The 23,662-nt window shown below is 38.4% G+C and carries 17 protein-coding genes and 1 other RNA gene; 1 reads left to right on the top strand and 17 read right to left on the bottom strand.

The genetic code is table 11. The features are described from left to right. Positions 1 to 108: 108 nt before the first annotated feature. The 7 genes from HCJ55_RS12155 to HCJ55_RS12125 all read right to left on the bottom strand — a co-directional run bounded on the left by HCJ55_RS12155 (position 109) and on the right by HCJ55_RS12125 (position 12,245). Entirely contained in the window at positions 109 to 1,974 is a 1,866-nt protein-coding gene (locus HCJ55_RS12155) for an ATP-binding protein (protein WP_185518377.1), read from the bottom strand. Beyond that, entirely contained in the window at positions 1,971 to 2,207 is a 237-nt protein-coding gene (locus tag HCJ55_RS12150) for a helix-turn-helix domain-containing protein (RefSeq protein WP_070294522.1), read from the bottom strand. The genes HCJ55_RS12155 and HCJ55_RS12150 overlap by 4 nt, the downstream gene beginning before the upstream one ends. 210 nt (positions 2,208 to 2,417) lie before the next feature. Then, positions 2,418 to 2,787: a transfer-messenger RNA gene (gene ssrA / locus HCJ55_RS12145) on the bottom strand. A gap of 115 nt (positions 2,788 to 2,902) precedes the next feature. Then, complete coding sequence (locus tag HCJ55_RS12140; protein ID WP_185518375.1) at positions 2,903 to 3,964, bottom strand: internalin N-terminal domain-containing protein; 1,062 nt, start codon at positions 3,962 to 3,964, stop codon at positions 2,903 to 2,905. A gap of 51 nt (positions 3,965 to 4,015) precedes the next feature. Continuing rightward, positions 4,016 to 7,948, bottom strand: a complete 3,933-nt coding sequence (locus HCJ55_RS12135) for a TIM-barrel domain-containing protein (RefSeq protein WP_185518379.1) — start codon at positions 7,946 to 7,948, stop codon at positions 4,016 to 4,018. A gap of 15 nt (positions 7,949 to 7,963) precedes the next feature. Continuing rightward, entirely contained in the window at positions 7,964 to 8,908 is a 945-nt protein-coding gene (locus tag HCJ55_RS12130) for a lmo2445 family class 3 internalin (RefSeq protein WP_185518373.1), read from the bottom strand. Positions 8,909 to 8,969: 61 nt separating this feature from the next. Further along, a complete protein-coding gene (locus tag HCJ55_RS12125) occupies positions 8,970 to 12,245 on the bottom strand; it encodes a TIM-barrel domain-containing protein (protein ID WP_185518371.1) in 3,276 nt (1,091 codons plus the stop codon). Positions 12,246 to 12,628: 383 nt separating this feature from the next. Between HCJ55_RS12125 and HCJ55_RS12120 the strand changes: the two genes are divergently transcribed. Further along, complete coding sequence (locus tag HCJ55_RS12120; RefSeq protein WP_185518369.1) at positions 12,629 to 13,531, top strand: helix-turn-helix domain-containing protein; 903 nt, start codon at positions 12,629 to 12,631, stop codon at positions 13,529 to 13,531. Positions 13,532 to 13,590: 59 nt separating this feature from the next. Here HCJ55_RS12120 and smpB read toward each other — a convergent pair whose 3' ends face one another. The 10 genes from smpB to tpiA all read right to left on the bottom strand — a co-directional run bounded on the left by smpB (position 13,591) and on the right by tpiA (position 23,651). Beyond that, positions 13,591 to 14,055 carry an SsrA-binding protein SmpB gene (gene smpB / locus HCJ55_RS12115; protein WP_003723350.1) on the bottom strand — a complete coding sequence of 155 codons (465 nt, stop codon included), beginning with the start codon at positions 14,053 to 14,055 and terminating at the stop codon, positions 13,591 to 13,593. Positions 14,056 to 14,070: 15 nt separating this feature from the next. Further along, positions 14,071 to 16,452 carry a ribonuclease R gene (gene rnr / locus HCJ55_RS12110; RefSeq protein ID WP_185518366.1) on the bottom strand — a complete coding sequence of 794 codons (2,382 nt, stop codon included), beginning with the start codon at positions 16,450 to 16,452 and terminating at the stop codon, positions 14,071 to 14,073. Positions 16,453 to 16,485: 33 nt separating this feature from the next. Continuing rightward, a complete protein-coding gene (locus tag HCJ55_RS12105) occupies positions 16,486 to 17,232 on the bottom strand; it encodes an alpha/beta hydrolase (protein WP_185503284.1) in 747 nt (248 codons plus the stop codon). Positions 17,233 to 17,551: 319 nt separating this feature from the next. Beyond that, positions 17,552 to 17,785, bottom strand: a complete 234-nt coding sequence (gene secG, locus HCJ55_RS12100; protein ID WP_003727926.1) for a preprotein translocase subunit SecG — start codon at positions 17,783 to 17,785, stop codon at positions 17,552 to 17,554. 94 nt (positions 17,786 to 17,879) lie between these two features. Further along, a complete protein-coding gene (locus tag HCJ55_RS12095) occupies positions 17,880 to 18,623 on the bottom strand; it encodes an alpha/beta hydrolase (RefSeq protein ID WP_003727925.1) in 744 nt (247 codons plus the stop codon). Positions 18,624 to 18,805: 182 nt separating this feature from the next. Beyond that, entirely contained in the window at positions 18,806 to 19,525 is a 720-nt protein-coding gene (locus tag HCJ55_RS12090) for an alpha/beta fold hydrolase (protein ID WP_008948696.1), read from the bottom strand. A gap of 132 nt (positions 19,526 to 19,657) precedes the next feature. Further along, entirely contained in the window at positions 19,658 to 19,831 is a 174-nt protein-coding gene (locus HCJ55_RS12085) for a hypothetical protein (protein WP_185392420.1), read from the bottom strand. A gap of 102 nt (positions 19,832 to 19,933) precedes the next feature. Then, the gene (gene eno, locus HCJ55_RS12080; RefSeq protein WP_185503283.1) at positions 19,934 to 21,226 is read right to left on the bottom strand and encodes a phosphopyruvate hydratase; all 1,293 of its coding nucleotides are present in this window, start codon (positions 21,224 to 21,226) and stop codon (positions 19,934 to 19,936) included. A 135-nt stretch (positions 21,227 to 21,361) separates the two neighbouring features. Then, positions 21,362 to 22,894 carry a 2,3-bisphosphoglycerate-independent phosphoglycerate mutase gene (gene gpmI / locus HCJ55_RS12075; RefSeq protein ID WP_008948699.1) on the bottom strand — a complete coding sequence of 511 codons (1,533 nt, stop codon included), beginning with the start codon at positions 22,892 to 22,894 and terminating at the stop codon, positions 21,362 to 21,364. 1 nt (position 22,895) lies between these two features. Next, entirely contained in the window at positions 22,896 to 23,651 is a 756-nt protein-coding gene (tpiA, locus tag HCJ55_RS12070; RefSeq protein WP_009930392.1) for a triose-phosphate isomerase, read from the bottom strand. Positions 23,652 to 23,662: the final 11 nt, after the last annotated feature.

Genomic DNA, 23,662 nt, shown 5'->3' with positions numbered 1-23,662 from the left:
TGGTTAGCTGCGCGTAGTTGGAATGCAAAATCTCGTATTTCTCCGATGTCGATTCGGCTCACTGGAACAACTCCTTTATTCTCACTAATAACATTTGAATATCCATACTCACACCTTGAATTTAGTTTTGCTGTCAATAATATTTTGAGCCTCGTAATAGTTTTTATTTTTTATATAATTCATCATTTTAAACCAGTCTAAACACTCTTCATACACTCCGTGAGCTATTAAATCTTCCTTTGTTACCTCTAAAATCACCTCATCATTTAAGGCTCTTTTAATTTCTTTTTTGCTCATATTTTTTTTAATATCATTTATATTTGCCACTATGTCATTAACTTTTATTTCTTTTGTATCATCTAATTCTATATTAAAGTATTTATTAATCAAATGAGTTGGTACATAATTTTCCATAGTTTGATAGCTTAGTAAAGTAGCAAATTTATTAATGTTCTCATCACTTTTCATTTCTTTTATAGCAGTAGAATACTTATCAACATCATTATCACTAATGATTAAAACCGGAATTTTTGAGTTATCTAAATAACTTCGTTTTATCCAATTTTCAATATAAGATCCGTTAGCGCATACAATAGAAATATCTCTATCAATATCAATTAGTTCTCGAAACTCTTCAATTTTCCCAATATTACTTAAAAACCTCCGATCATTTTCACCCTCAACAACAACAACTAAATGATTAACAATAGGAGGTAATTCCCCTAAGCTCTCAATTATTTTAGTAGCTTTTTCATTTTTTGTATATTCTTTAATTGTAGGAAATTTATTTTCTTCTTCAATCAAATTTATATTATCAATATCCAATAACCCTGCGATATCTGAACTATGGGTCGTTACAATTACTTGTCTTTTTTCCATACCTGCTATTTCAATTAAAGATTCGATAATCATTTTTTGATAGTTTGGATGTTGGCTAGTCTCTGGTTCTTCAATTGCATAAATAACAGACTTTTTAGCACTTTTATTTAACAGCCTTTCAACTTCTGCTCTAAAGTAACTTAGTAATACTAGCCTGCGAACACCGCTACCTCTCTTGTTTAAAGGAATCCCTTCATCTGTATCTATATTAAAAGAAAAAAGACTATCTATCTTTTTCACTGTCATTACAGGTTTTAAGTTAGATTCTGAAAACTCCGAGAACTCTTTCATCTTTTCTATAGTTTTTTCAAGCATTTTCTTAACTTCTTCTAAAACACTCTCTGATATTTTTTCAAAATCCTTTTCAATATTCTTTGTTGCTTCAGCTGTGACAGCTTTAATAGGATCTTGGACATCCTTATCACCATCGTTATTGCTTCTATCGACTCTAAATATTTGGTATATAGGAAGTACCTCACTTATCTTTCCCCATGTTTTTTTTGCTCCTTCTAAGCTGTTTATATCCATCTCTACAGTTACTTTTTCTTTATCATTTAAATTATTATGTAACTCCTCACGCATCAGATGATTAATCTTAGTGTCAACCTTTGTTTCACCTATTTCTTCTTTAATACATTTCTTTAATTCTGAATTTTTCATTAAAATAAGTGGTTTATCTTTATATATTTTAAAGTATTCACATCTTATCAATCTCGTTATAGAACTTACTGACACAGAGGTAGCATCTTTATCAATATTAATTCTCAATATTAACTCTAAATTTTTTGAAGAATTTAAAAGACACTCTTTTGTAAAGCTTGTAACAGCTGTTGAATCAAGTGTCAATAAATCGTCATCCGCATCCAATTTAAATTCCACAGCAATTTCAATATAGTTATCTTTAGAATAAATATTTAAATCTCTACTATCAATTAATTTTTGTGGACTTTCAGAAAAAAAGATATCCAAAGCCTCAAGTATAGTAGATTTTCCAACATCATTTTTTCCAATCAAAGAAGTAATTTTATCTGAAAAATTTATTTCACATTCTTTGTATCCTCGAAAATTTTTTAAAACCATCTTCTGTAGTATCATTCATCATCTCTCCAGTCATCTTTATTTTCTATTATTAGTATTTCTTCGATACAATCGACCTCTAGAGCATCTGCAATTCTCTCAATATGCCTCAAATAAATTCTCTCATGCTTGTTATTCGCCAACTTATTAATAATTGAAGGTTCAATATCAGACCGTCTTGCAAGTTCCCGTAAAGATATATTTCTATTTGCCACCAGCCTCTTTAAGTTAATAGTCAAATGTCTACTCAAAACATTTCACCTCCCCGTTGCTTATAAAAATATCATATAGCATAATGTGTTGTTGTGCGGTGTCGCTAAAAGCATCAAAAGAAATTTTTATTTATAAATTATTTTTAACCTAGCTTAATTCAACATTTACTCCACCAAACTAGCAAATCCTCACAAAAGCAAAAAACGTTCGAAGTACATTACAAATCAATGCTTCAAACGTTTTTCATTTTATGGAGATGGTGGGAGTCGAACCCACGTCCAGAAATATCGGCACTTAAATATCTACGAGCGTAGTCACCGTATTAGCATTTCGCATAAACATCGGCCCGGTAACAGGCTTCCATTCAGCTAGTCTGATTAAGCTCTTCTATTTAACCTCAGACGGAGATTAACTAGTGTAGCCCACTTAGAGTGAGACCCTTACCGTAGCACATGGGCGATGCACGGAGGATCAGCTATGCTACTGCTTATTAGGCAGCGAAAGCTAGGTTTTGTTTTTCTTTGCCAGTTATTATTGGCTTTGACGTTGATAACGAGGACGATCCCCCCGACTCGCAACTCAAGCTCGAACTATCCCTGTCGAATCCGTAACATCCCCAGAGTTAAAGTCTAACAGTAGTTATTATACAGGAAAAAACGAGGCTTTACAATCAGAAAAAACTTGTGACATAGCCAAATGCGCAACTATTATTTAGCATGTCACAAGTTTTCAATTAATTAATCGTTATTTTTACCGAGTAACTCATAACTTCGCCTTCTTCTACATAAGGCTCTATGCCATTAAAATCAATCCCAATGGTGTATTCGCCTTTATCAAGGGTACTTGTCGGTATAATGATTTGCTTCGTCACTTCGTCGTAATCTACTGCATACGCGTTGTAAATTTCTTTCTCATTTGAATCATGAATCCAAACTTCTTGAAAACCACTAATTCGGCCTAAATCATCCAGTTGCGTATAAATTGGTAAAGTAATAGTTGTATCCTCACCAAAAACAACATTTTGATCCGGTAAAGTTCCAATTTGACCTAGTACGATTACTTTATCCACAATGGTAGGTGGCAACACATTTAAATAATTATAGCTTAAATCCATACTTACCAAACTATCCAAATGAGTAAAATCAGTCATTTCTGTTCTAAATTGGTTCGTTTGGAAATTTACTTTCTGCAAGTTTTTCAAGTTTGTAAAATCTGGAACGTCTTCTGAAGCGAGTCCGCAACTGCTCATCAACAAGGTTTCGAGCTTAGGAATATTAGAAAAATCTGGTAAGCCGCCAACAATAGTTCGACTACTAAGATCCAGATACGTTAACTCTGGGTAGTTTTGATAATCGGGCACTGTAATGTTTGCAGCTAGTATTTCGGATGTTTGGACCCATTCTGCTCTTAAAGTATCTAATTTCGGCAAGGTTGGTAAATCGGGAAAACCTGTAAACATCGTTTGTGTAGGATAAATCATGATGTTGTTTACATTAGTAAAGTAAGCATTTCCCAACATTTGTAAATCTTCGTCCGTTAGATAATCACTAAAATAACCCAATCCTAAAGACGTCACTGCATCTACATCATCTTGGGTAATTACATCTGTCACATTTGTTTTACCAAAATTCTCCACCATATCTTTTGCTAAATTCTCATCTGGAAAAACATCAATTATTCTGGCTGGTAATGGGTAAATATCTGTCACGGACGCACTTACATCGATTGTTTTAACAGAAATGACACCAATGATAATCATACTAACTACTAGAAATAATTTACACAAATTTTTCATTATCTCTCCTCCTTCAAGTATAGGACGGGAAAGATTTCCCGCCCTGTTTTATTATTCCGCAGATGGCATAACGCGCACATTATCAATATGAATACTTGTTCCACCCGGAGAATCCATTTGGAAACTTGTATTTATATTGCCGGTTGTGACTTTAACATCTTTAATTGTTACATAATGCCAAACGTTATCTGCCACCAAATCAAGCGTTTTTCCTTCGCTGCTATCAAAGTTATTGACGGTCATTTGTGCTTTTGCTGCGTCATCTTCACTTACTTTGACCCATGCTTCAACGTCATAATTTGCGTTATTCACTGGAACAGCTATTTGTTGAGATAAAGTTTGTTTATAAGCCCCTGGCAGATAGAAATAGGCGCTCTGCTTGCCAAATGCTGGTGATTCTGGAGGATTCACACCCGAACCACTATCAACACCATAAGCCTTGTCTTGACCATCTGGGTGCGACTCTACCCAATTCGTTGTTGCTGCAGCGTCACGTTCAAATCCGCGATTATCAAGTAAATTCACTTCTGACTGAACAGGAGAATTAATCGGTTCAGCGGAAACTAGGATTCTATCCATATTTATATTCCCAGTCGATTCTCCGTCCATTAGGAAGGTGATTTTATTGGTACCTGCTTTTAAATTCACTGCTGTTTCTGTATCGGACCAGATATTCCAGTTTTCGCCTTTAGAAGGGAATGTTACACGGGAGTTATAATCGCCATTTGTGTATAAATCAAGCGTTTGTGGCATATCAGTTCCATTAGCAGTACGTGTATTTAACACATATTCCCCATCTGCTGGTACGTCCACTTCAAATTTGATTTCATCTCCTGCTGTGCCAAATCCGCCGACAAAACCAGCCCCACTATAAAACCAATGATCATTTGCTACTTTTAAAGTACCTGCGAGACTTGCTTCTTCTGCTTCCACTTTTGCTACAGTTGGCGTAAAACCAATGGCAACTTTATCCAGTGACACTTGATCCGCTTTGTCACCAGTATCTGTCACTACTTTGTACGAAATACTATTTTTCCCAGCTGAAAGAGGTAATGCTTCCGATGCAACTGTCCAATCTGTCGCTGGTTTCAAAGTTGTTTGTTTCACATATTCTCCGTTGACGAAAATACTTAGCGCTTGGTTGTCACCCGAAGCATTTTTATACGTTAAATCAACGTTATAGTCGCCGGAGTCTTTTACATTCGCATAAATAGTTGTTCCGGCGCCATCTGTATCGTAGCCATCTACATACGTGTTTTCTGTGACTGGTTTCTCAGCAACGGTTGCTGCAAAACTAGAGCCATTTTCCATTTCGTAGATGCTGGATTGGTCAACTGTTATCGAACCAGATGTTTTGATGACTGTGTCTTCACTTGCTTGAGCAGGCACTTTTACATACGTTACTGCCCCGTATACATCGTTTCCTACTGCATAGCCGCCGCCATCTGCATTTTCAAGTGCAGATAAATCGTCATATAATTTACTATCCGCGCCATCTACTTGTACATTTTCAGCAGCATTACCGTGTAGTTTGATAATGTAATTTTCTGTATCAGCTTTAAAACTTCCTTCTTTTGCCCCAATGGTAAAAGTAGTAGTATCTGCTGTGTTAGAAGTAGTCATCTTTTGTTTTAAATAGCTGTCTTTTTCGTAATCAAAAGATTTTCCGTCATCGTCATAATGTGTAAAGGAAGTATCTTTATCTGATGCAAAAGTATCCAAATAAACTGTTTTAACTGCGGATTCACCAACATAGTTTTGCGGTTGTTGCATTGGTATAATTGCACCTTTTTTAACAAACATCGGTACGTCCGTCCAGTCTTCATCGTTTACTTCATAATTAATTGTTTGATTACCTTCATAAACATCGCCACGATTATAATCAATCCACGTTCCAGCAGGTAAATAAATATCCCGCGAACCCGCTCCTTCTTCTAAAACTGGCGCTGCTAAAATGGCATCCCCAAACATCCACTCATCCGTCAAATTCACTACATTTTCATCGGTAGGATTATCAAAAGTAAGCGGCTGAACGAGTCCAACTCCTGAATCATAAGCTTGGCGTTCATAAGCATACATGTATGGAATCATCGAATAGCGCCAAGTCATAGCGCTTTTAGCAATTTCTTCTGCCGTTCCACCATAATACCAAGGTTGACGCTGCTGGTTATCGTTCCCATGTGTACGGAAAACCGGAACAAGTGAACTAAATTCCATCCAGCGACTATAAAGTTCTGGATCTGGATTTAAAACTTGTCCAGAATTCGCATTAAATCCACCTGTATCCATACCCCATTTTGTTTGGCCTAGATTAATAGTAGACAGCATCGTACTAGGTTGTTCTTGCATCCCATTTGCCCAGTCAATCACCTCCCCTTTTTTCCATTGCACTCCAATATCACCGGACCAAATGGAGGTAGAGTAGCGTTGTGCTCCTGGATAATAGGTTCTTCCAGTTTGCCAAACACGCTCATTTGTATAGTCTCGTTGACCTTCATACATTGCTTCTGAAGTAAAGCCAGTAGTGAAATTACCAAACCAATAATCTGCACCGTTAGAAGATACTTTATCGGTTTCATCATTCCACCAACCAACGATTCCTTTATCTAGTGCATCTTCCGAATGGGACCACCACCAATTGCGTTCATCCGGATTATATGGATCAATACTTCTAACCATTACCGGGAAAGCATAATCTTCATAAGCTTCTTGCCCCGGATACCAGTAACCATTTGCTTCCGCATCTTTGCCTTGTTGCGTTTCCGTTCCATCCTGCAAAGTAGTTACCACACGAGGTTTTGTAATCCCAATCATTTTTACACCTAGTGCGTCCATATCATTTTTCAAAGTCGTATCTGCTGCTGACGGGAAATTGTCTGTATTCCAAGCAAATTCGCCGTAATCCCCGCCGTACGTTGGATCTCCGTAAAATTTCCAATCATAATCGAATGCGAAAGAATCAATCGGAATCCCTTTTGCACGATACGTATCAATATTTTTTCTGAATTCAGCCTCATTAGTTCCCCACTCGAAATTAGAAAAACCTAGCGACCATTTTGGCATCATTGGTGTGTGTCCAGTTACATCCGCATACGAAGACATAATCGCTTCCGGCTCGCCAGACATTAAATACATTTCCACATTTTCTTTCACATAACGGCGCCCTTCAACGACAGTATCACCATAATAAAATTCCAATTTTTCTTCATCTGAAACGGAATACGGATACCCGCCATCACTATCTACAAGTAAGCCATAACCCGCTGTAGACCACATAAACGGACCGCCTGCATTACCTTGCTGTCCTGCTTGAGCCGTTTTACTACTATCAGCCGCAGTGTTATCCCGTTCCATCCCGAGATCCCCGTCGCTAAAACTAATACCATAAGCGCCGTAAACATGGTCAGAAGCACCGCGTTTAAAACGCACACCCCCATCAAAAATCCCCCCGTCAGCAGATTCAGACAATAACGTTTTACCGTCCTTATCTTTGAAAGTCATCCGTGCTGGCTGTTTGGAAATTTCAAGCGTGCACTCCTCTGTTGAAATAATCATCGGATCGGAGTCCAAATCAATCGTTGCTCCAATCGCAGTAAATGTTGCATTAGGATCAATCATCGGCGTTGATTCGCTATTTTCGATATTTCGAGGTCGCAAATTCACTTTAAGTAAATTATTGGCCAGTGGAGAAATTTCTAGATAGTCATCCTCCGCCTCGTCGCCATTATCAATTTTGAGCGTAATTATATTATCCGTTACAGTTGCTTCAAGTACGTTGCCAAGCCCTTCCTCCGCACTTAATTTCGCATATTCTTCTTTACTAAGTTGCTTGGCAGTCTCTGTATTTGCTTTTTTTTGAGTCTCTTTTTTCTTCGTCTCTTCCGCTTTTACTTCCACTTGTAACGGCTGAGTTATCCCTAAATTCAGCCACACAAGCGGGATGACAGCTAAACTGACGCAAACTTGCTTCATACCTTTTTTCATCATCTCGCCCCTTTTTTATTCCGTAATAGTTACTGGGAAATCATAACAACCCACATATTCTCCGCTGTTATACCCTAATGAAATTTCTAGCAAATGTTCTCCCGGTTGTAAGCCAGCTGTTTCAATAGTGTACATGTACGAACCTTCATATGTCGGATAAACTGGTTGATAAAGCACTTTACCATTGTCCTTAATAATAATTAAATTTCCACTACTCGGTGCAATAAAATCTAATGCTTGGTAAATAAAAGGTACAAAAACTTCTAAATTTTCTCCTTGTTTTATCGTCATTTCAGGATAAGTCGCTGTCTGTTCATCAAAAGAACGGTCACTTAATTGTTGTGACAGAAAGATATCTTCTGGAATAGAAATTAAATGATTACTAAAAAGAAGGAGTGTATCTAAGTTAGGCATGTTCATCCAAATATCTTTCGCCACATAGCCAGACAGTCCCGCTTTCTCCATGTTAATGCTTACTAGCCCTTCCATTCCAACGAACTTAGGAATGTTAAAGCCAAGATTATTTTGACTCAAATCAACATTTGTTAAGTTAGGATAATTGGCATTTGGAAAATCAGTAATATTCGCTCCATTTGCTTGGATATTTTCTAAAGCAGGTAGCGCATCTGATAAGTCAGGCATTGCTCCTATATTGTTACTCCAAATCGCTAATTCAACCGCGTTTGTAAATACTTCATTGTTTAATACACTTAAGTCTTCCCCAGTCAAATCTAATCCCGGTAACGGAATGACTGTAATGGTGTCCAAATCTGCTTGAGTAATCGTATCATTGACAGAGTCTTTATCTAATTCTTCGGCAATCGCCTCCGCTATCGCTTCCACTGGAAAAGCCTCAATAATAGGTGCTGGCAATGGAACTGTGTCTGCTTGTGCTTTTATCGTCGGTACAAATAAAATGCAGCAAATAGCAATAAGTGTTAGTCCAATTATTCTTTTCATTCATTCCAGTCCTTTCAGTATAGCCACCCTTTCTATCCATAAAAAGGGTGGCTTATTGGATTTACTTCTTAAAAACTACATGATCAAAATTGATTCCAGCTGTATCGCCGGCTTCAAAATCAAATACGACTTGGTTATTGCCATCTTGCAATGTTACTGGGACTTCTATCGTACTCCAAGTATCCCAATCGGCTGTTTTTGGTAAAGTAATTTGTTGTTTTTTACCGTTGATATATACTGTTCTCGTTGCATCTTCTACTCCTGCACTATAGCGAACTTCCATCGTATAATCAGAAGCGCCATCTGCTGCATCTACATCAAATTCTACCGCTTCTTTTTCTGCGTCAAAGCCGGCTACAAAACCATTACCAGTATATCCCGCGTGATCACTTGCAGTAGTTACATTGGTTAAATGAGCAAATTCAGCTTCATATGGAGCATGATTTACGCCATTTAAGACAATTGCTTGTTTTGCATCTTTTGTTGCCGCTTTTACGTACGTCAAGTTTTGTACAGTATCATAGTAATAACCAGTCGTTGCTTCGTTAAATGCATCCAGCGTATCCGCTTTTGCTACATCCGCCCCGTCAATTGTTACACTTGTTGGTTCTGTACTGAAAACTTGCATCGTTGTTTCGTCAGCCATTGCCGGAAGATCTACCGAAACTTTCTCATTCGCAAAGTCTTCTGAAACACTGATATCACGCATTTCTCCGCCATTTACATCATCGTAGAAACTATATTCGCTATCTCCAGATGGATAAACTCGGAATGTTAAATTTTCATATGATTTTAAATCGTTTCCGACATTTTGGCCAAGTTGGTAGCCGTCTGTCATGTTCATCGGAATAATCGCACCAGCTTTTGCAAATACAGGCAGCGTATCTACATCCGCATAATAAGAAATCGTTTCGCCACCTGGGTGAATCCCGCCGTTCCAAATATCAACCCATTCGCCTTCTGGTAAATAAACTTCTTTTTCTGTTTGGCCTTCTTGAACGATTGGCGCTACAAGTAAATCATCACCAAACATATACTGCTCATCCAAATCACGTGCATTAACATCTTCCGGATAATCCATTGCCATTTGACGCATCATTGATTTCCCGTTGTCCGCAGTGTCTTTTGCCGCTGTATAAATATATGGAAGTAAATTCATTCGTGTATACAAATATTTTTGGAACGTTGGTAAAATAGTTTCGTCACCTGTTCTAGCTACTGCATTCCAAGGTGAACGTTCTTCACTTGGCGATGGATCTGATTTTTCCGAGTGGAATTGCATAATCGGTGCAAAAGCTGCCATAGCTGTTGCGCGTTTATATAGTTCCGCTGTTGGATAATCTCCCGTAAATCCTGCCATATCCCACGCCCAGTATGAAACACCAGATGTAGAAGCACTAAGTCCAGCTTTTACTGATGCTTGGAAAGAATCAAATGTCGAAGTTTGATCTCCAGACCAGTAAATGCCTGATTTTTGCGCACCAGAAGTTCCTGAACGACTAAAGGAAACTGCTTCTGGATTAATACTTTTCGCAAAATCAAAATAACTAGAAACGTAATCTGTTGGATAACGGTTTCTCATTTCTTGTCCTTTTTCGCCGTTAGAGAAGGTTGTATCACGTCCCCAAACCATTTCGCCGCCATCTGTTTTAAATCCATCAATCCCTACTTCTGTTAATAAATACTCACGTTGCGACGTCCACCAATTGACGGCATCTTTGTTAGTGAAATCTAGTAATATCCCATTCCCAAACCACTGAGATGCCGGCACCCGATAAGGCGCCCCTGTTCCATCGTCCGCACTATACCCTTGGCTTATCATGTATGCTTCATCATTATCTCTTTGTTCATATACTGTATTGTCATCTTTTAATACTGGAACTTGCCATAGAACGATATTCATACCTGCATCATGAACGCTATCCACCATTGCTTTAGGATCTGTCCATTTCCCGTTGAAAGTAAAATCGTCATAACTGAATGCTTCCCCATTTTTCTTCGCTGTATAGGTCGCATTGTTCCAAATGTAGTATGTTTCTTCATCACTCCATTGTTCTAATACAAAGCCTGTTGCTGGAATATCATTTGCTTTTGCATTCGAAAGGGCCGAGCTTACATCGGAGTCTCTATCCCATTCATTCGCTGACATCCAAAGCCCGAAAGCCCATTTTGGAAGTAAAGTTGTTTTCCCTGTTATATCTGTGTAATTATTAACAATGTCATTTTGATCTTTCCCGCTAATAACATAGTAATCTAGCATATTCGTCATATCGCCATCATTATCCAAAACAAAGCTATATTTATCTTCTACTTTGGAAGCCATTTGGAACTGTGAATGAAAATCGGAATTAACAAACATCCCGTATTTATTAGCACTCACGAAAAATGGTACTGCTAAATAAGTTCTTTCTTGCTGCGCTTGATCTTGATACTCATTGTATACGTAGGTTTCAACGTCTTTTCCGCGTTGGTTAATTGTGTCATAACGCTCACCAAAACCATAAAATGCTTCATCACTCGGTGTCATAAAGTTATTTTGGTATTGATTGATGACGTTTTTCCCATCTGTTAACCAGCCTAGGCTATTCGCCGTTGTATATTCACTTGTAAGCAACGTCCCATCTGCTTGGTAAACTTCCATACGATAAGGTGATTTTTGGATTTCGATGCTTAGATCTTCTGTTGTTACAGTCACTTTTTCCGCTGTATCTTCTACCGTATAACCAGACTTCCCAGCATGTCCCGTTTCTTTACCAGTCGGCGAAAGTTCCATGCGCAGTGTGTCTAAATCTTCAAATGAAAGATATAACTTCGGCGTGAAATCACCCGCTGTGGCTGTCATATTTAGTGTAATCGAATCGCCATTATCTACTACGCTACTAACATCCTGCACATATTCCCAGTCTGTTACATAAAACGTGAATGGTCCACTTTCGTAGGCTGTTCCTCCATCTGTGGAACCTTTCGTTGTATAAGTAATTTCATCGCCTTTTTCAAATTTGCCTAAGTCTGCTTTCCAGTATGTGTTGTTGCCGCTGTTATAATCGTAAGCTGCTGTTACATTTTCTTGCGCGACGCCATTCTTCGTCCACTCTACCCAAACATTTTGTCCATCTTCAATTGGCCAAGTAGTAATATTAAGAATGACATCATCGCCAGCTTTTGGATCTCTCGGTGAACGTTCTGTCGGCTGAACCGTATATAAATCGTCATCCCCATACGGCGAGTGGTATTCCCCGTCCATCGCGAAAACATTCGTTCCAAATCCACTCAAGCAACTAAATATCAGTATCCCAAGAATAAACACTAAACTACCTTTTCTAGTTCTTTGCTTCATCTCACTTTCCTCCCTTTATCTAGCATTTACTAAAAATGTATTACTTTTGATATAAAATTTTGCAAAATTAATAATTTTAGACTATCGATATTGTGCAAGCGGTAACATAATGTTATAATTTTTTCACAGATAGACTAAAATCGTTCAAATTATTACTAATTTCACAAAAATACGCAATTATGCCAGACCATTTTTAGTGGAAAAACAATAATTGCGCTCATCGGAAGACCTTGCTTAAACTACTTTAGAATAACCAATTAACACTTGTTAAAAAATTTAACATGTCTTCTCCCTCCTTTTTCATCTATACAGAAATTCTAACCTACACGACTTACATACAATTAAAATACATCAAATTTGAACATATGGAGCTGTGTTTTATTATGCAAACTGTTGGCGATACGTTAAAATTTATTCGTAAAAGTAAAAACTTAACACAACAAGAAGCTTGTACAGATGCGCTTAGTCGTTCTAATTACCAAAAGATCGAAAATAACAAAATTATGCCTAGTATGGACCGATTTATTCAACTGTTACTTAATTTCAATATGACATTGGAAGAATTCGAATTTGTAAAACGGGATTTTATGCCTTCTCCAAAAGAAAATATTCTTTATTTATACTCCAAGATTATTACTTCCTCTGAAACAGATATTTTGTTGAACGTTATTTCCAAATGCGACGCTTATTTAGAAAACCATACTGATACGTTCATTTCTGATATTAAAGCTTCTCTGGAAGGCATTTTGTTAGTTGAAAAAGAGCATGATTTCGAGTTAGCTAGACAGAAAGTAACATACATTTGGGATAGACTTTCGGAATCTGATGAACTATTTTGGAATGATATATTGATTTTAAGAAACATCTTTTTTATCTTTGAAAACGAGACCGCCCAACATATCGTTAACCGCTTAATTAAACAATTGAAAAAATATCGCTTCTTGCACCCGACACTTTCGATTGAAATTTCGCTTCATGTTAATCGGGCAACTTACTTAATTCTCGATGAAAAATACGAACTCGCCTTACATTACATTGAGCAATCTATTAAAATCTCGAAACAAAATCACTACTACCTGCAATTTTGCATGGCCATTGCTAAAAAGGGCATTGTTCTGTATAAACTAGGTCAAAAGCAAGATGGTAAAAGATTTATGCAACGAGCGCTTCGGGTGGCAAAATTTCTTGAAGAAGAGCGGATACTTAATGGAATTAAAAATGAAATTGATTATTTTCTTCATGATGACAATCTCACTTTAAATGAATGTACAAAAATCGACATATAAAAAAAGCCTAAATCTAGCTTCTCCAACATTTTGTTGAATGACTAGATTTAGGCTTTTATTTATTGTTGACGCTCTTTAAAAGCGCGTTCGATATCACGTTTTGCTTCTTTTTGTTTTAAATCTTGGCGTTTATCGTATTTCTTTTTACCTCGAGCTACACCGATGAGTACTTTAGCGTAGCCATCTTTAATATACATTTTTAGTGGAACAATCGAATAACCGGACTCTTTCGTTTCTCCAATTAAACGGCTGATTTGCTTCTTATGTAAAAGCAACTTGCGCGTTCTTAGTGGATCATGATTGTATCGGTTCCCTTGTTCATAAGGACTAATATGCATATTGTGTAAGAAAATTTCCCCTTTGTCGATACGTGCATAGGAATCTTTTAAGTTTACCCGTGCATTTCTAACGGATTTAATTTCAGTACCTTGCAGGACAATGCCAGCCTCAAAAGTTTCTTCAATTGCGTAATCGTGGCGCGCTTTTTTATTTTGCGCGACTAGTTTACCATCACCTTTTGGCATAACTCCCCATCCTTTCTAGCGACGTTTTTTCTTCTTCGGGCTTTCTTTTGCTACACCTTGATAAAAAGGTTTTTTCTTCTTTTTCTTTTTAGGTTTTGTATACCATTCGTCTTCTTTACGTTCTGTTTTTGGTTTCGCGTCTTCAGCTCTACCAGTTCTGCGCTTATTACGACCTTTTTTTGAGCCACTCTTGAAGTTTCTCGTTTTATCGATCGGTTTTTCGCGTTGGCGTTTTTGTTTATCGCTCACTGGACCTGGTTTACCTTCACTACGAAGCGCAAAATCAATTTCACGAGCATCCACATCGACTTTCGTTACTTCGACTTCCACTTCATCACCGATACGATAAATTTGGCCAGTTCTTTCGCCAATCATCGCTAACTGATTTTGATGGAATTTGAAGTAATCGCCTTTCATTGCACTCACATGGACTAAACCTTCAATCGTCGTCGGTAGTTCGATAAATAAGCCAAAATTGGTTACGGAACTAATGATTCCGATGAAACGTTCGCCCACTTTGTCGACCATGAATTCTGTTTTCTTCAGTTCGTCAGTTTCGCGTTCTGCTTCTACAGCACGACGCTCCATTTTCGAGCTATGTTCAGCAATCTCAGGAAGCTCCTCAGCACGTTTTTCTAGCGTTTCCGGACGAACATCCCCGTTGATTAAATACTCTCTAATCAATCTGTGAACGATTAAATCCGGGTAACGACGAATTGGTGATGTGAAATGCGTATAAAAATCAGTGGATAAACCAAAGTGTCCGGCGCTCACTGTATCATACTTCGCTTGTTGCATCGAACGGAGCATAACAGTCGAAACAACCATTTCTTCCGGTTTACCTTTTACTTCTTCTAATACTTGTTGTAAAGCAGCAGGGTGGATATCATTGGCTGTGCCTTTGACAATCAAGCCAAAGTTCGTAATGAATTCAAAGAACCGCGCTAATTTGTCTTCTTTTGGATCTTCATGGATACGATAAATAAATGGTACATCCATCCAGTGGAAATGTTCGGCAACCGTTTCATTGGCAGCAAGCATAAATTCTTCAATTAAATGCTCTCCCGCTGAACGTTCGCGCATAACGACTGCTTCTGGATGTCCGTCTTCATCAACTACTACACGAGCTTCTTTGAAATCAAAATCAATTGCACCACGTTTTTCACGTTTGCGGCGAAGTGTTTCTGCCAATTTTTGCATCGCTTCAAGCATTGGAACGATTGGCGCATATTTTTCGCGTAACGCTTCGTCATTTTCGACTAAAATATCATTTACATCTGTATACGTCATACGTTCGGTTGTTTTAATAATACTTTCGAAAATTTCATGGTTAACAACATGACCATCTTCATCAATTTCCATTTCACAACTCATTGTAAAACGGTCTACTTTTGGATTAAGCGAGCAAATACCATTCGATAGTTTATGTGGCAGCATCGGAATTACCCGGTCAACCAAATAAACACTCGTTCCGCGTTCTTGCGCTTCGATATCAAGTGGCGAGCCTTCTGTCACATAATGCGTTACATCCGCAATATGAACACCTAGCTTCCAGTTGCCATTCGGAAGTTGCATAACAGTAACAGCATCATCTAAATCTTTGGCATCAGCCCCGTCAATCGTAATAATCATTTGATCACGTAAATCACGTCGGTTGCCAATATCTGAACTATCAACAACGTCAGGCGCTTTACTTACTTGCTCCATCACTTCTTCCGGGAAGCCAATCGAAATACCATGTTTATGAATAATCGATAAAATATCCACTCCTGGATCATTACGGTGACCGATAATTGACTTAACGACCCCTCTAGCACGAGTATTCCCAGTTGCATATTCCGTTAGTTCAACGATAACTTTATGCCCGTCTACCGGTTTTAAGCCATCTTCTAAATCGATTTCCACTTCTCCGAAAAGACGTTTATCATCCGGCATCACAATCGGCGTGCCAGCTAAGTCTTCCATATAAGTTCCGACGATTTGCGTTGTCTTCCGTTCGACAATTTTCTTAATCGTGCCCTCCGCCAAATTATCGCCTTTACGTTTCGTAATTGTCGCAAAAACTAAATCACCGTTCATTGCGTCTTTTACTTCATTTGGTGGGATAAAAATATCGTCCATTTCTTTTTCTTCTGGGAGAACAAAGCCAAAACCTCGTTCATGCGCGCGAAACGTTCCTTTTACTAAGTCCATTTTTTCTGGTAATGCATACCGATTCTTCCTTGAGCGGACAATAGTTCCGGAATCTTCCAGTTTCACTAACGCCTTCACCATTAATTTAAAAGCATCCGCGTTATTTAAAGCTATTTCTACTTCCAAATCTTCTAGCGCAAAGGTTTTATCCGGCGCTGAAGTTAATAGATTCATAATTTTTTCTTCCATTTGTTTTTGTTCCACTTCTGTCCCTCCTCTCTCTGTTTTAAAAATTGTTTATTCTTGCCAATCTAAACCATCTAAAAATGTTAAAATGGCTTGGTTTACTTCTTTTCGTTCTTTGTCTAATGTGATGACATGCCCTGATTCTTTAAACCAGTGTAACTCTTTTTTCGTTGACTCTACTGTATCATAAATTAGCTGTGCTCCGCTTACATCAACCATATCATCTTTTTCACCTTGGACGACCATCATTGGAGCATAAATCATATCTATTTCAGCCACAACGCCATTAATCTCGTCTTTTAGCTTAGCAATAGTGTTCATTGGCGCGTCTTTGTAGGCGATCATTTCTGCGTCGATTTGTTCAGGTGTTTTACCTTCTAATTTTTTATAATTGCGTACATAATCTAAAAAGCCTTGAATTATCGGGGATGAGCTGTCCATTCTTGTCGGAGTACTCATGGCTATAATTCCCTTTAACGGCCTAGAAAAACCTAATTTTAGTGAAAAAAGTCCACCTAGTGAAAGTCCCGCCACAGCGATTTCAGTGTAGCCGAGTGATTTTAGATGATCATAAGCTTCAAGAACATCTTCCCACCAGTCGTTTGGTCCTGTTTTTAGTAGTAGGTCTGGGGATACACCGTGGCCTCTGTATTGGGGCGCGTAGCAAGTGTAATTGTTTTCTTGTAAAAACCTGCCTAAAATCCTTACGTCTGCTGAGCTGCCTGTGAAACCGTGTAAGAGGAGGACTGCTCGTTTGCTTTTTTCGAATAGGAATGGTTGTGGTGGTGTTATTTTCATAGTGAATATCGCTCCTTGGTTCTTTTTGGAGGTTTGGTTGGTCTTGGGTGGTCTTTATGGTTTATTAGTTTGTGTTGTGCGTATATTTTTTTAGTAGAAACAGTGTTCCGTTGCGTTACACCTTGTATTGGAGTTCTAGGGGTTGGGTTAATATGAATGCTTTGCTCTCCCCTTTTTGTGTTGTTCGTCCACTTTTTTTTATGGAAACAACGCTCCACTTCGTTACGCCTTGTATTGGAGTTCTCCAGAAGCGGACTACGCTTCTGGAGAACTCCAATAAAAAACCACCTAAATTTTCATTCAGGTGGTTAACATCTCGTTACTGTACAAAATATGCCAGTGCAATTAGTATTGCGAAGAAAACAACGGATAGAACGATGGTAGTGCGATGTAGAATAAGTTCTAGTCCTCTTGCTTTTTGCTTACCGAATAATTGCTCAGCTCCACCAGAGATGGCGCCGGATAGGCCAGCACTTTTACCTGGTTGAAGTATGATAACTGTAATTAACAGTACTGATACGATGATGAGTAAGACCGTTAAAACTGTACTCATTGTTCTTTCCTCCTAAAACCGCCCAATTTGACTAAGGTTAATTTTACCATATTTGTGATTATACGTAAAGGTTTGTTTCCATAGAATGAATGGATTAAACGACTTTTTCCTCAAGCCAAACTAAATCGTCTAAGAAGTAAATTAAGTCTTCTTCTAAAATGTCTTTCTCACAGTCGTTCACGATATCATGACCTGACCCTGCATAGAAACATAATTGTTTGTCATTTGTATGAATATGTTTAAAGATATAATTGGCGTTGTCTGCGTCGATTTCTTCATCTTGGCAGCCTTGACCAATCATGGTTGGTACATGGATTTTTTCAATGTCGCGCGCTACGTTTTTGTAGAAAGTAGCACGAGCTTCCGTCATTACATCAATTTCAGGAAGATAGTTTTTTAACATTTGATCTGCTTCTTGTTCTACTATACCTTGTTTCTTTAATTGTTTAGTTAAATAGTTTTCGATCGGGATATAGCGCATTTTGCGGTTAACGTTGGCGCATAGTGGAACAATCGCTTTTGGTGAAAACGATTCTGCCATTTTAAGCGCAAAAACTCCGCCCATTGCCACACCGACAATTGCAATCTCATTATATCCGTCTTTTTCAAGTTGACGATATCCAGCCACCGCATCTTCGTACCACATTTCCGGTGTTGTTTTCAAGAAAATAGCGGGTTCATCCCCGTGGCCTCTGAAGTTTGGTGCATGCACTGTGTATCCATTTTCTGCTAGAATTTCTCCAAGTTCTCTTACGTCTTCTGTAGTCCCTGCAAAGCCATGCAAGAGCAAAACAGCACGATTTCCCGCTTTTAACGTAAAGCTACGATCCGCACTCATTTTTACGCAATCCTCCTAATATCATCACTTTTATAATCCACTCTATTGTAGCCCATCTGAACTAAATATGCTACCTTTTGAGTTCTGACCAATAGACCAATATTAACGCTATCCGAGGAACTTGTCAAACACTTTTTTCACGAACCACAAACACGTTGGTATCAAAGGGATTTAAGGAGGTTTTATTTGTGAATTTCTGCGCTTAAATTAGAAAAGAAACTATGAATTAATTGTAACAATTGTTTTGGCTTTTGCCGTGGTAAATAATGAAGTCCATTCCTTACAATTACCATTTCACCGTGTTGGACAGAATGCACCATTTTCCTAGTATCTTTGGAAGATATTAAATCATATTCCCCCACGACTGCTAAAAGTGGTGCGCTTATTTTTTGTAAATCCGCTTCTGACATATGCGGATGATAAATCGTTAAAGCAAGCTGCCGTTTCATCCGCTCAAAAAAACGACTAAATGGCGCTAAAAGAAATGCAGCCCCGTAAGCAACTCGGCAAAACAAGTCTGGTAAAAATCGAATTTGATTTACATGATAATTTGTCCCAATAACAACGGATGCGATTTGACGATTTGGCTGCATTTTACCCATTACGAGAGCAACAATACCACCGTCGCTATATCCGATAACTTTATATTTATCAATTTTCAAATAATCGAGTAACGAAAGCATATCTAGCGCCATTACTTCAAAATCAAGCGGCCTATTTCCAGCTTCACTTTTTCCGTGTGCGCGGCTATCTACGGCGATTACTTGATGATTAGTAGAGAGGTCATCAATCATACGCTTTAAAGAACGATGATTTTGACCATTTCCGTGAATAAGCAAGATTGGTTCGCCCTTACCGATTATTTGATAAAACAAGTTAATTCCATTGATTTCTGCAATCATCACGCATCACTCCTTGCTGAAAACATTTTCTACCTTTATTTTACACCTGATTATACTTGAATTCCTATAAAAAAGCTTCCATTTAAATGAAAATACGCCTGATTCTTTGAAAGCTAGAATCAGGCGCACGGTTTATTTCATGAGTCTTCGGTGGAATTGTTGTTGCGGCATATCTGCATTAATAATTTTCTTTTGCACAGAATGCTTTTCCGCTAAGGGGTGGTTTTTTTCATGCACCACAGCGTCTTTGATTTTTGGAGTTTCGAGCACTTTTGAGGCCTGACTATTTTTCACTTTCATCAGCATTACCTCCTCTTCCAAATCATTACCCCTCTTATTATTTTTAAAACAGAAAAAACTCCACGAAAATGTTACTTTTCGCGGAGTTTAGCGTTTTATTCAATCAACTTATTTTTTTAAGTTGTAGAAAGTGTCGTTACCATGGTATTCAGCAAGATCAGCCAAGTTGTCTTCGATGCGAAGTAATTGGTTGTATTTTGCAACACGGTCAGTACGAGTAGGCGCACCAGTTTTGATTTGACCAGCGTTTGTAGCTACTGCAATGTCAGCGATTGTGGAATCTTCTGTTTCACCAGAACGGTGAGAAATAACTGCAGTGTAGCCAGCGCGTTTAGCCATTTCAATTGCATCCAATGTTTCAGTCAAAGTACCGATTTGGTTAACTTTGATTAGGATGGAGTTAGCGATACCTTTGTCGATACCTTCTTTAAGTTTAGTTGTGTTAGTTACAAATAGATCGTCACCTACTAATTGAACGCGGTCACCAATACGTTCTGTAAGTAGTTTGAATCCGTCCCAGTCATTTTCGTCTAGGCCATCTTCAATAGAGATGATTGGGTATTTAGTAATCATTTCTTCATACCAAGTTACCATTTCTTCAGAAGTACGAGTTACGCCTTCACCTTTAAGTTCATATTTACCAGTTTCGCGGTTATAGAACTCACTTGATGCAGCATCCATCGCAAGTTTAACTTCTTCGCCAGGTTTGTAACCAGCATCTTTAATTGCTTGCATGATTGTTTCAAGAGCTTCTTCATTGGATTTAAGGTTTGGAGCGAATCCACCTTCATCACCAACACCAGTGTTTAAGCCTTTACCTTTAAGAACAGCTTTAAGTGCGTGTAGGATTTCAGCACCCATACGTAGAGCTTCTTTAAAGTTTGGAGCTCCAACAGGCATTACCATAAATTCTTGAACGTCGACATTGTTATCAGCATGTTCTCCGCCGTTAAGGATGTTCATCATTGGAACTGGAAGAACTTTACCGTTCACTCCGCCAAGATATTCATATAAATGTACGCCTAGTTCGTCAGCAGCAGCACGAGCAGCAGCTAAAGAAACACCAAGAATAGCGTTAGCACCTAATTTACCTTTGTTAGGTGTACCATCAAGTTCGATCATTGCTTTGTCAATTCCGATTTGGTCAGTTACGTCAAAACCGATAATTTTGTCAGCAATAATGTCGTTTACGTTTTCAACAGCTTTTAAAACACCTTTTCCAAGGTAACGAGCTTTGTCGCCGTCGCGTAATTCTACAGCTTCGTATTCACCAGTTGAAGCACCACTTGGAACTAAAGCGCGACCGAACGCACCAGCTTCAGTATAAACTTCAACCTCAACAGTTGGGTTACCGCGGGAATCTAAGACTTCGCGAGCATAAACTTCAGTAATAATAGACATTTATAATTCTCTCCTTTGTTGGGATTAATTGAACGAAATGAATATGATATTCACTTCAAATTCAAAGACCCATCCGTTTTTAAATTCGTATTTATTGTAGCTCTGTTTGCAAAAAAACTAAAGTAATAACTAAAATTATTTTTGAATTAAACTTTCACCTGTCATTTCGGCAGGTTTTTTTACGCCAAGTAAATCAAGCATTGTTGGCGCAACGTCAGCCAGACGACCACCTTCACGCAGCGTAACACCTTTTTTCGTTACAATTACTGGAACTGGAACGGTAGTGTGTGCAGTGTGTGGTTTTCCTTCTGGAGTAGACATTGTTTCAGAGTTACCATGGTCAGCAAAGATAATAGCTGAGCCACCTTTTTCTAAAATAAGATCTACTACACGACCAAGGTTTTCATCTACTGCTTCGATTGCCTTAATAGTTGGCTCAAGCATACCTGAGTGTCCAACCATGTCTGGGTTCGCGAAGTTTAAGATAATTGCATCGTGTTTGTCGTTTTTAATGTCTTCAACAAGCGCGTCTGTTACTTCATATGCGCTCATTTCAGGCTGCAAATCGTATGTTTCTACTTTTGGTGAATTGATTAGAATCCGGCTTTCACCAGGGAATTCCTCATTTCGACCACCATTCATAAAGAATGTTACGTGTGGATATTTTTCTGTTTCAGCAATACGCAGTTGCGCAAGGCCTTCATTAGAAAGTACTTCGCCGATAACATTTTTCATTTCAATTGGCTCGAAAGCAACTTCAGCATCAACGCTTGGGTTGTAAAGAGTCATTGTCACAAATTTGATGTTTTTAGGGTGATCTGCCCCACGGTCGAAATGATCCCATTCTTTATCAGTGAATGCATTAGAAAGTTGAATCGCACGGTCAGGACGGAAATTGAAGAAAATAACTGCATCGTTGTCTTTAACTGTTGCAACAGGTTTGCCATCTTTAGTAATGATAGCAGGAACAACGAATTCATCATTTTTGTCATTAGCATAAGAAGCTTTGACAAGTTCGATTGGATCTTCAAATTTTTCACCTTCAGCGCTTACGATTGCTTTGTATGCTTTTTCAACACGTTCCCAGCGTTTATCACGATCCATCGCGTAGAAACGTCCAGAAACAGTAGCAATTGCGCCATAGTTTAAATCACTAATAGCTTTTTGCAGTGTTTCTAAATATTCTAGTGAAGATTGTGGAGCCACGTCGCGTCCATCAAGGAATGCATGGATATAAACGTTTTTCACGCCTTTGTCTTTTGCAGTTTCAAGCAGTGCAACGAGGTGATTAATGTGACTATGCACGCCGCCGTCTGATAGTAAACCGAAAAGATGTAGGTCCGAGTTGTTTTCTTTTGTATGAGTGAAAGCATTGTTTAGGGCTTTATTCTCTTGGAATTCGCCTTCTTCAATAGCTTTATCAATACGAGTTAAGCTTTGGTAGACAATACGTCCAGCTCCGATGTTTGTATGGCCAACTTCAGAGTTACCCATTTGACCTTCTGGAAGTCCAACATCAAGACCAGCAGCTTTAAGTTCCCCGTGAGGAAAATTAGCCCAATAACGGTCAAAATTTGGTTTGTTTGCTTGAGCTACAGCATTACCTACTGTTTCTGCACGTTTACCAAAACCATCGAGGATAATAATTGCTACAGGTGATTTACTCATTTTATTTTACTGCCTCCAATAATGCTAAGAACGATGCTGGTTCTAAGCTTGCTCCACCTACAAGAGCGCCGTCAATGTCGGACTCTGCAAGATAATCAGCAATGTTTTCAGGTTTTACGCTACCGCCGTATTGAATACGAACTGCGTCTGCTGCTTTTTGAGATACAGCATCAGCAACTTCTGCACGAATAACTGCACAAGTTTCGTTTGCATCAGCGCTTGTGGAAGATTTCCCAGTACCGATTGCCCAAATTGGTTCATAAGCAATAACAGATTTGATTACTTGTTCTTCCGTTAATCCAGCAAGAGCTGCACGGATTTGACCACGTACCCAAGTATCTGTTTGACCAGCTTCACGTTGATCTAATGTTTCACCACAGCAAATGATTGGTGTCATGCCGTGTTTGAAGATTGCATGTGCTTTTTTGTTAATATCTTCGTCTGTTTCGTGGAAATACTCACGACGTTCAGAGTGTCCGATAATAACATAAGAAACACCTAAGTCAGCAAGTGCAAACGGGCTAATTTCGCCAGTGAAAGCACCTTCGTCTTCAAAATAACAGTTTTGTGCAGATACACGAAGATCAGTTCCTTCAGTAAGACGAACTAATTCTTGTAAAAATAGAGCCGGTGCAGCAACTACTGATTCAACAGCATCGCTTGATGGCACGTTATTTTTTACGTCTTCTGCAAATTGTCCTGCTTTTGCAGCAGTTTTGTTCATTTTCCAGTTACCAGCAATAATTGGTTTACGCATTTGGATAAACA

The sequence above is a fragment of the Listeria marthii genome (assembly GCF_014227425.1).
GTDB lineage: Bacteria > Bacillota > Bacilli > Lactobacillales > Listeriaceae > Listeria > Listeria marthii.
Note: the sequence above shows the minus strand (reverse complement) of the source record. Positions and strands in the feature narration are given on the sequence as shown.

What these genes read in the sequence shown, in the direction of transcription:
- HCJ55_RS12155 (WP_185518377.1), bottom strand. Translation starts at nt 1,974, where the DNA reads ATGATACTACAGAAGATGGTTTTAAAAAATTTTCGAGGATACAAAGAA.
- HCJ55_RS12140 (WP_185518375.1), bottom strand. Translation starts at nt 3,964, where the DNA reads ATGAAAAATTTGTGTAAATTATTTCTAGTAGTTAGTATGATTATCATT.
- HCJ55_RS12135 (WP_185518379.1), bottom strand. Translation starts at nt 7,948, where the DNA reads ATGAAAAAAGGTATGAAGCAAGTTTGCGTCAGTTTAGCTGTCATCCCG.
- HCJ55_RS12130 (WP_185518373.1), bottom strand. Translation starts at nt 8,908, where the DNA reads ATGAAAAGAATAATTGGACTAACACTTATTGCTATTTGCTGCATTTTA.
- HCJ55_RS12125 (WP_185518371.1), bottom strand. Translation starts at nt 12,245, where the DNA reads ATGAAGCAAAGAACTAGAAAAGGTAGTTTAGTGTTTATTCTTGGGATA.
- HCJ55_RS12120 (WP_185518369.1), top strand. Translation starts at nt 12,629, where the DNA reads ATGCAAACTGTTGGCGATACGTTAAAATTTATTCGTAAAAGTAAAAAC.
- smpB (WP_003723350.1), bottom strand. Translation starts at nt 14,055, where the DNA reads ATGCCAAAAGGTGATGGTAAACTAGTCGCGCAAAATAAAAAAGCGCGC.
- HCJ55_RS12105 (WP_185503284.1), bottom strand. Translation starts at nt 17,232, where the DNA reads ATGAAAATAACACCACCACAACCATTCCTATTCGAAAAAAGCAAACGA.
- secG (WP_003727926.1), bottom strand. Translation starts at nt 17,785, where the DNA reads ATGAGTACAGTTTTAACGGTCTTACTCATCATCGTATCAGTACTGTTA.
- HCJ55_RS12095 (WP_003727925.1), bottom strand. Translation starts at nt 18,623, where the DNA reads ATGAGTGCGGATCGTAGCTTTACGTTAAAAGCGGGAAATCGTGCTGTT.
- HCJ55_RS12090 (WP_008948696.1), bottom strand. Translation starts at nt 19,525, where the DNA reads ATGATTGCAGAAATCAATGGAATTAACTTGTTTTATCAAATAATCGGT.
- HCJ55_RS12085 (WP_185392420.1), bottom strand. Translation starts at nt 19,831, where the DNA reads ATGCTGATGAAAGTGAAAAATAGTCAGGCCTCAAAAGTGCTCGAAACT.
- eno (WP_185503283.1), bottom strand. Translation starts at nt 21,226, where the DNA reads ATGTCTATTATTACTGAAGTTTATGCTCGCGAAGTCTTAGATTCCCGC.
- gpmI (WP_008948699.1), bottom strand. Translation starts at nt 22,894, where the DNA reads ATGAGTAAATCACCTGTAGCAATTATTATCCTCGATGGTTTTGGTAAA.
- tpiA (WP_009930392.1), bottom strand. Translation starts at nt 23,651, where the DNA reads ATGCGTAAACCAATTATTGCTGGTAACTGGAAAATGAACAAAACTGCT.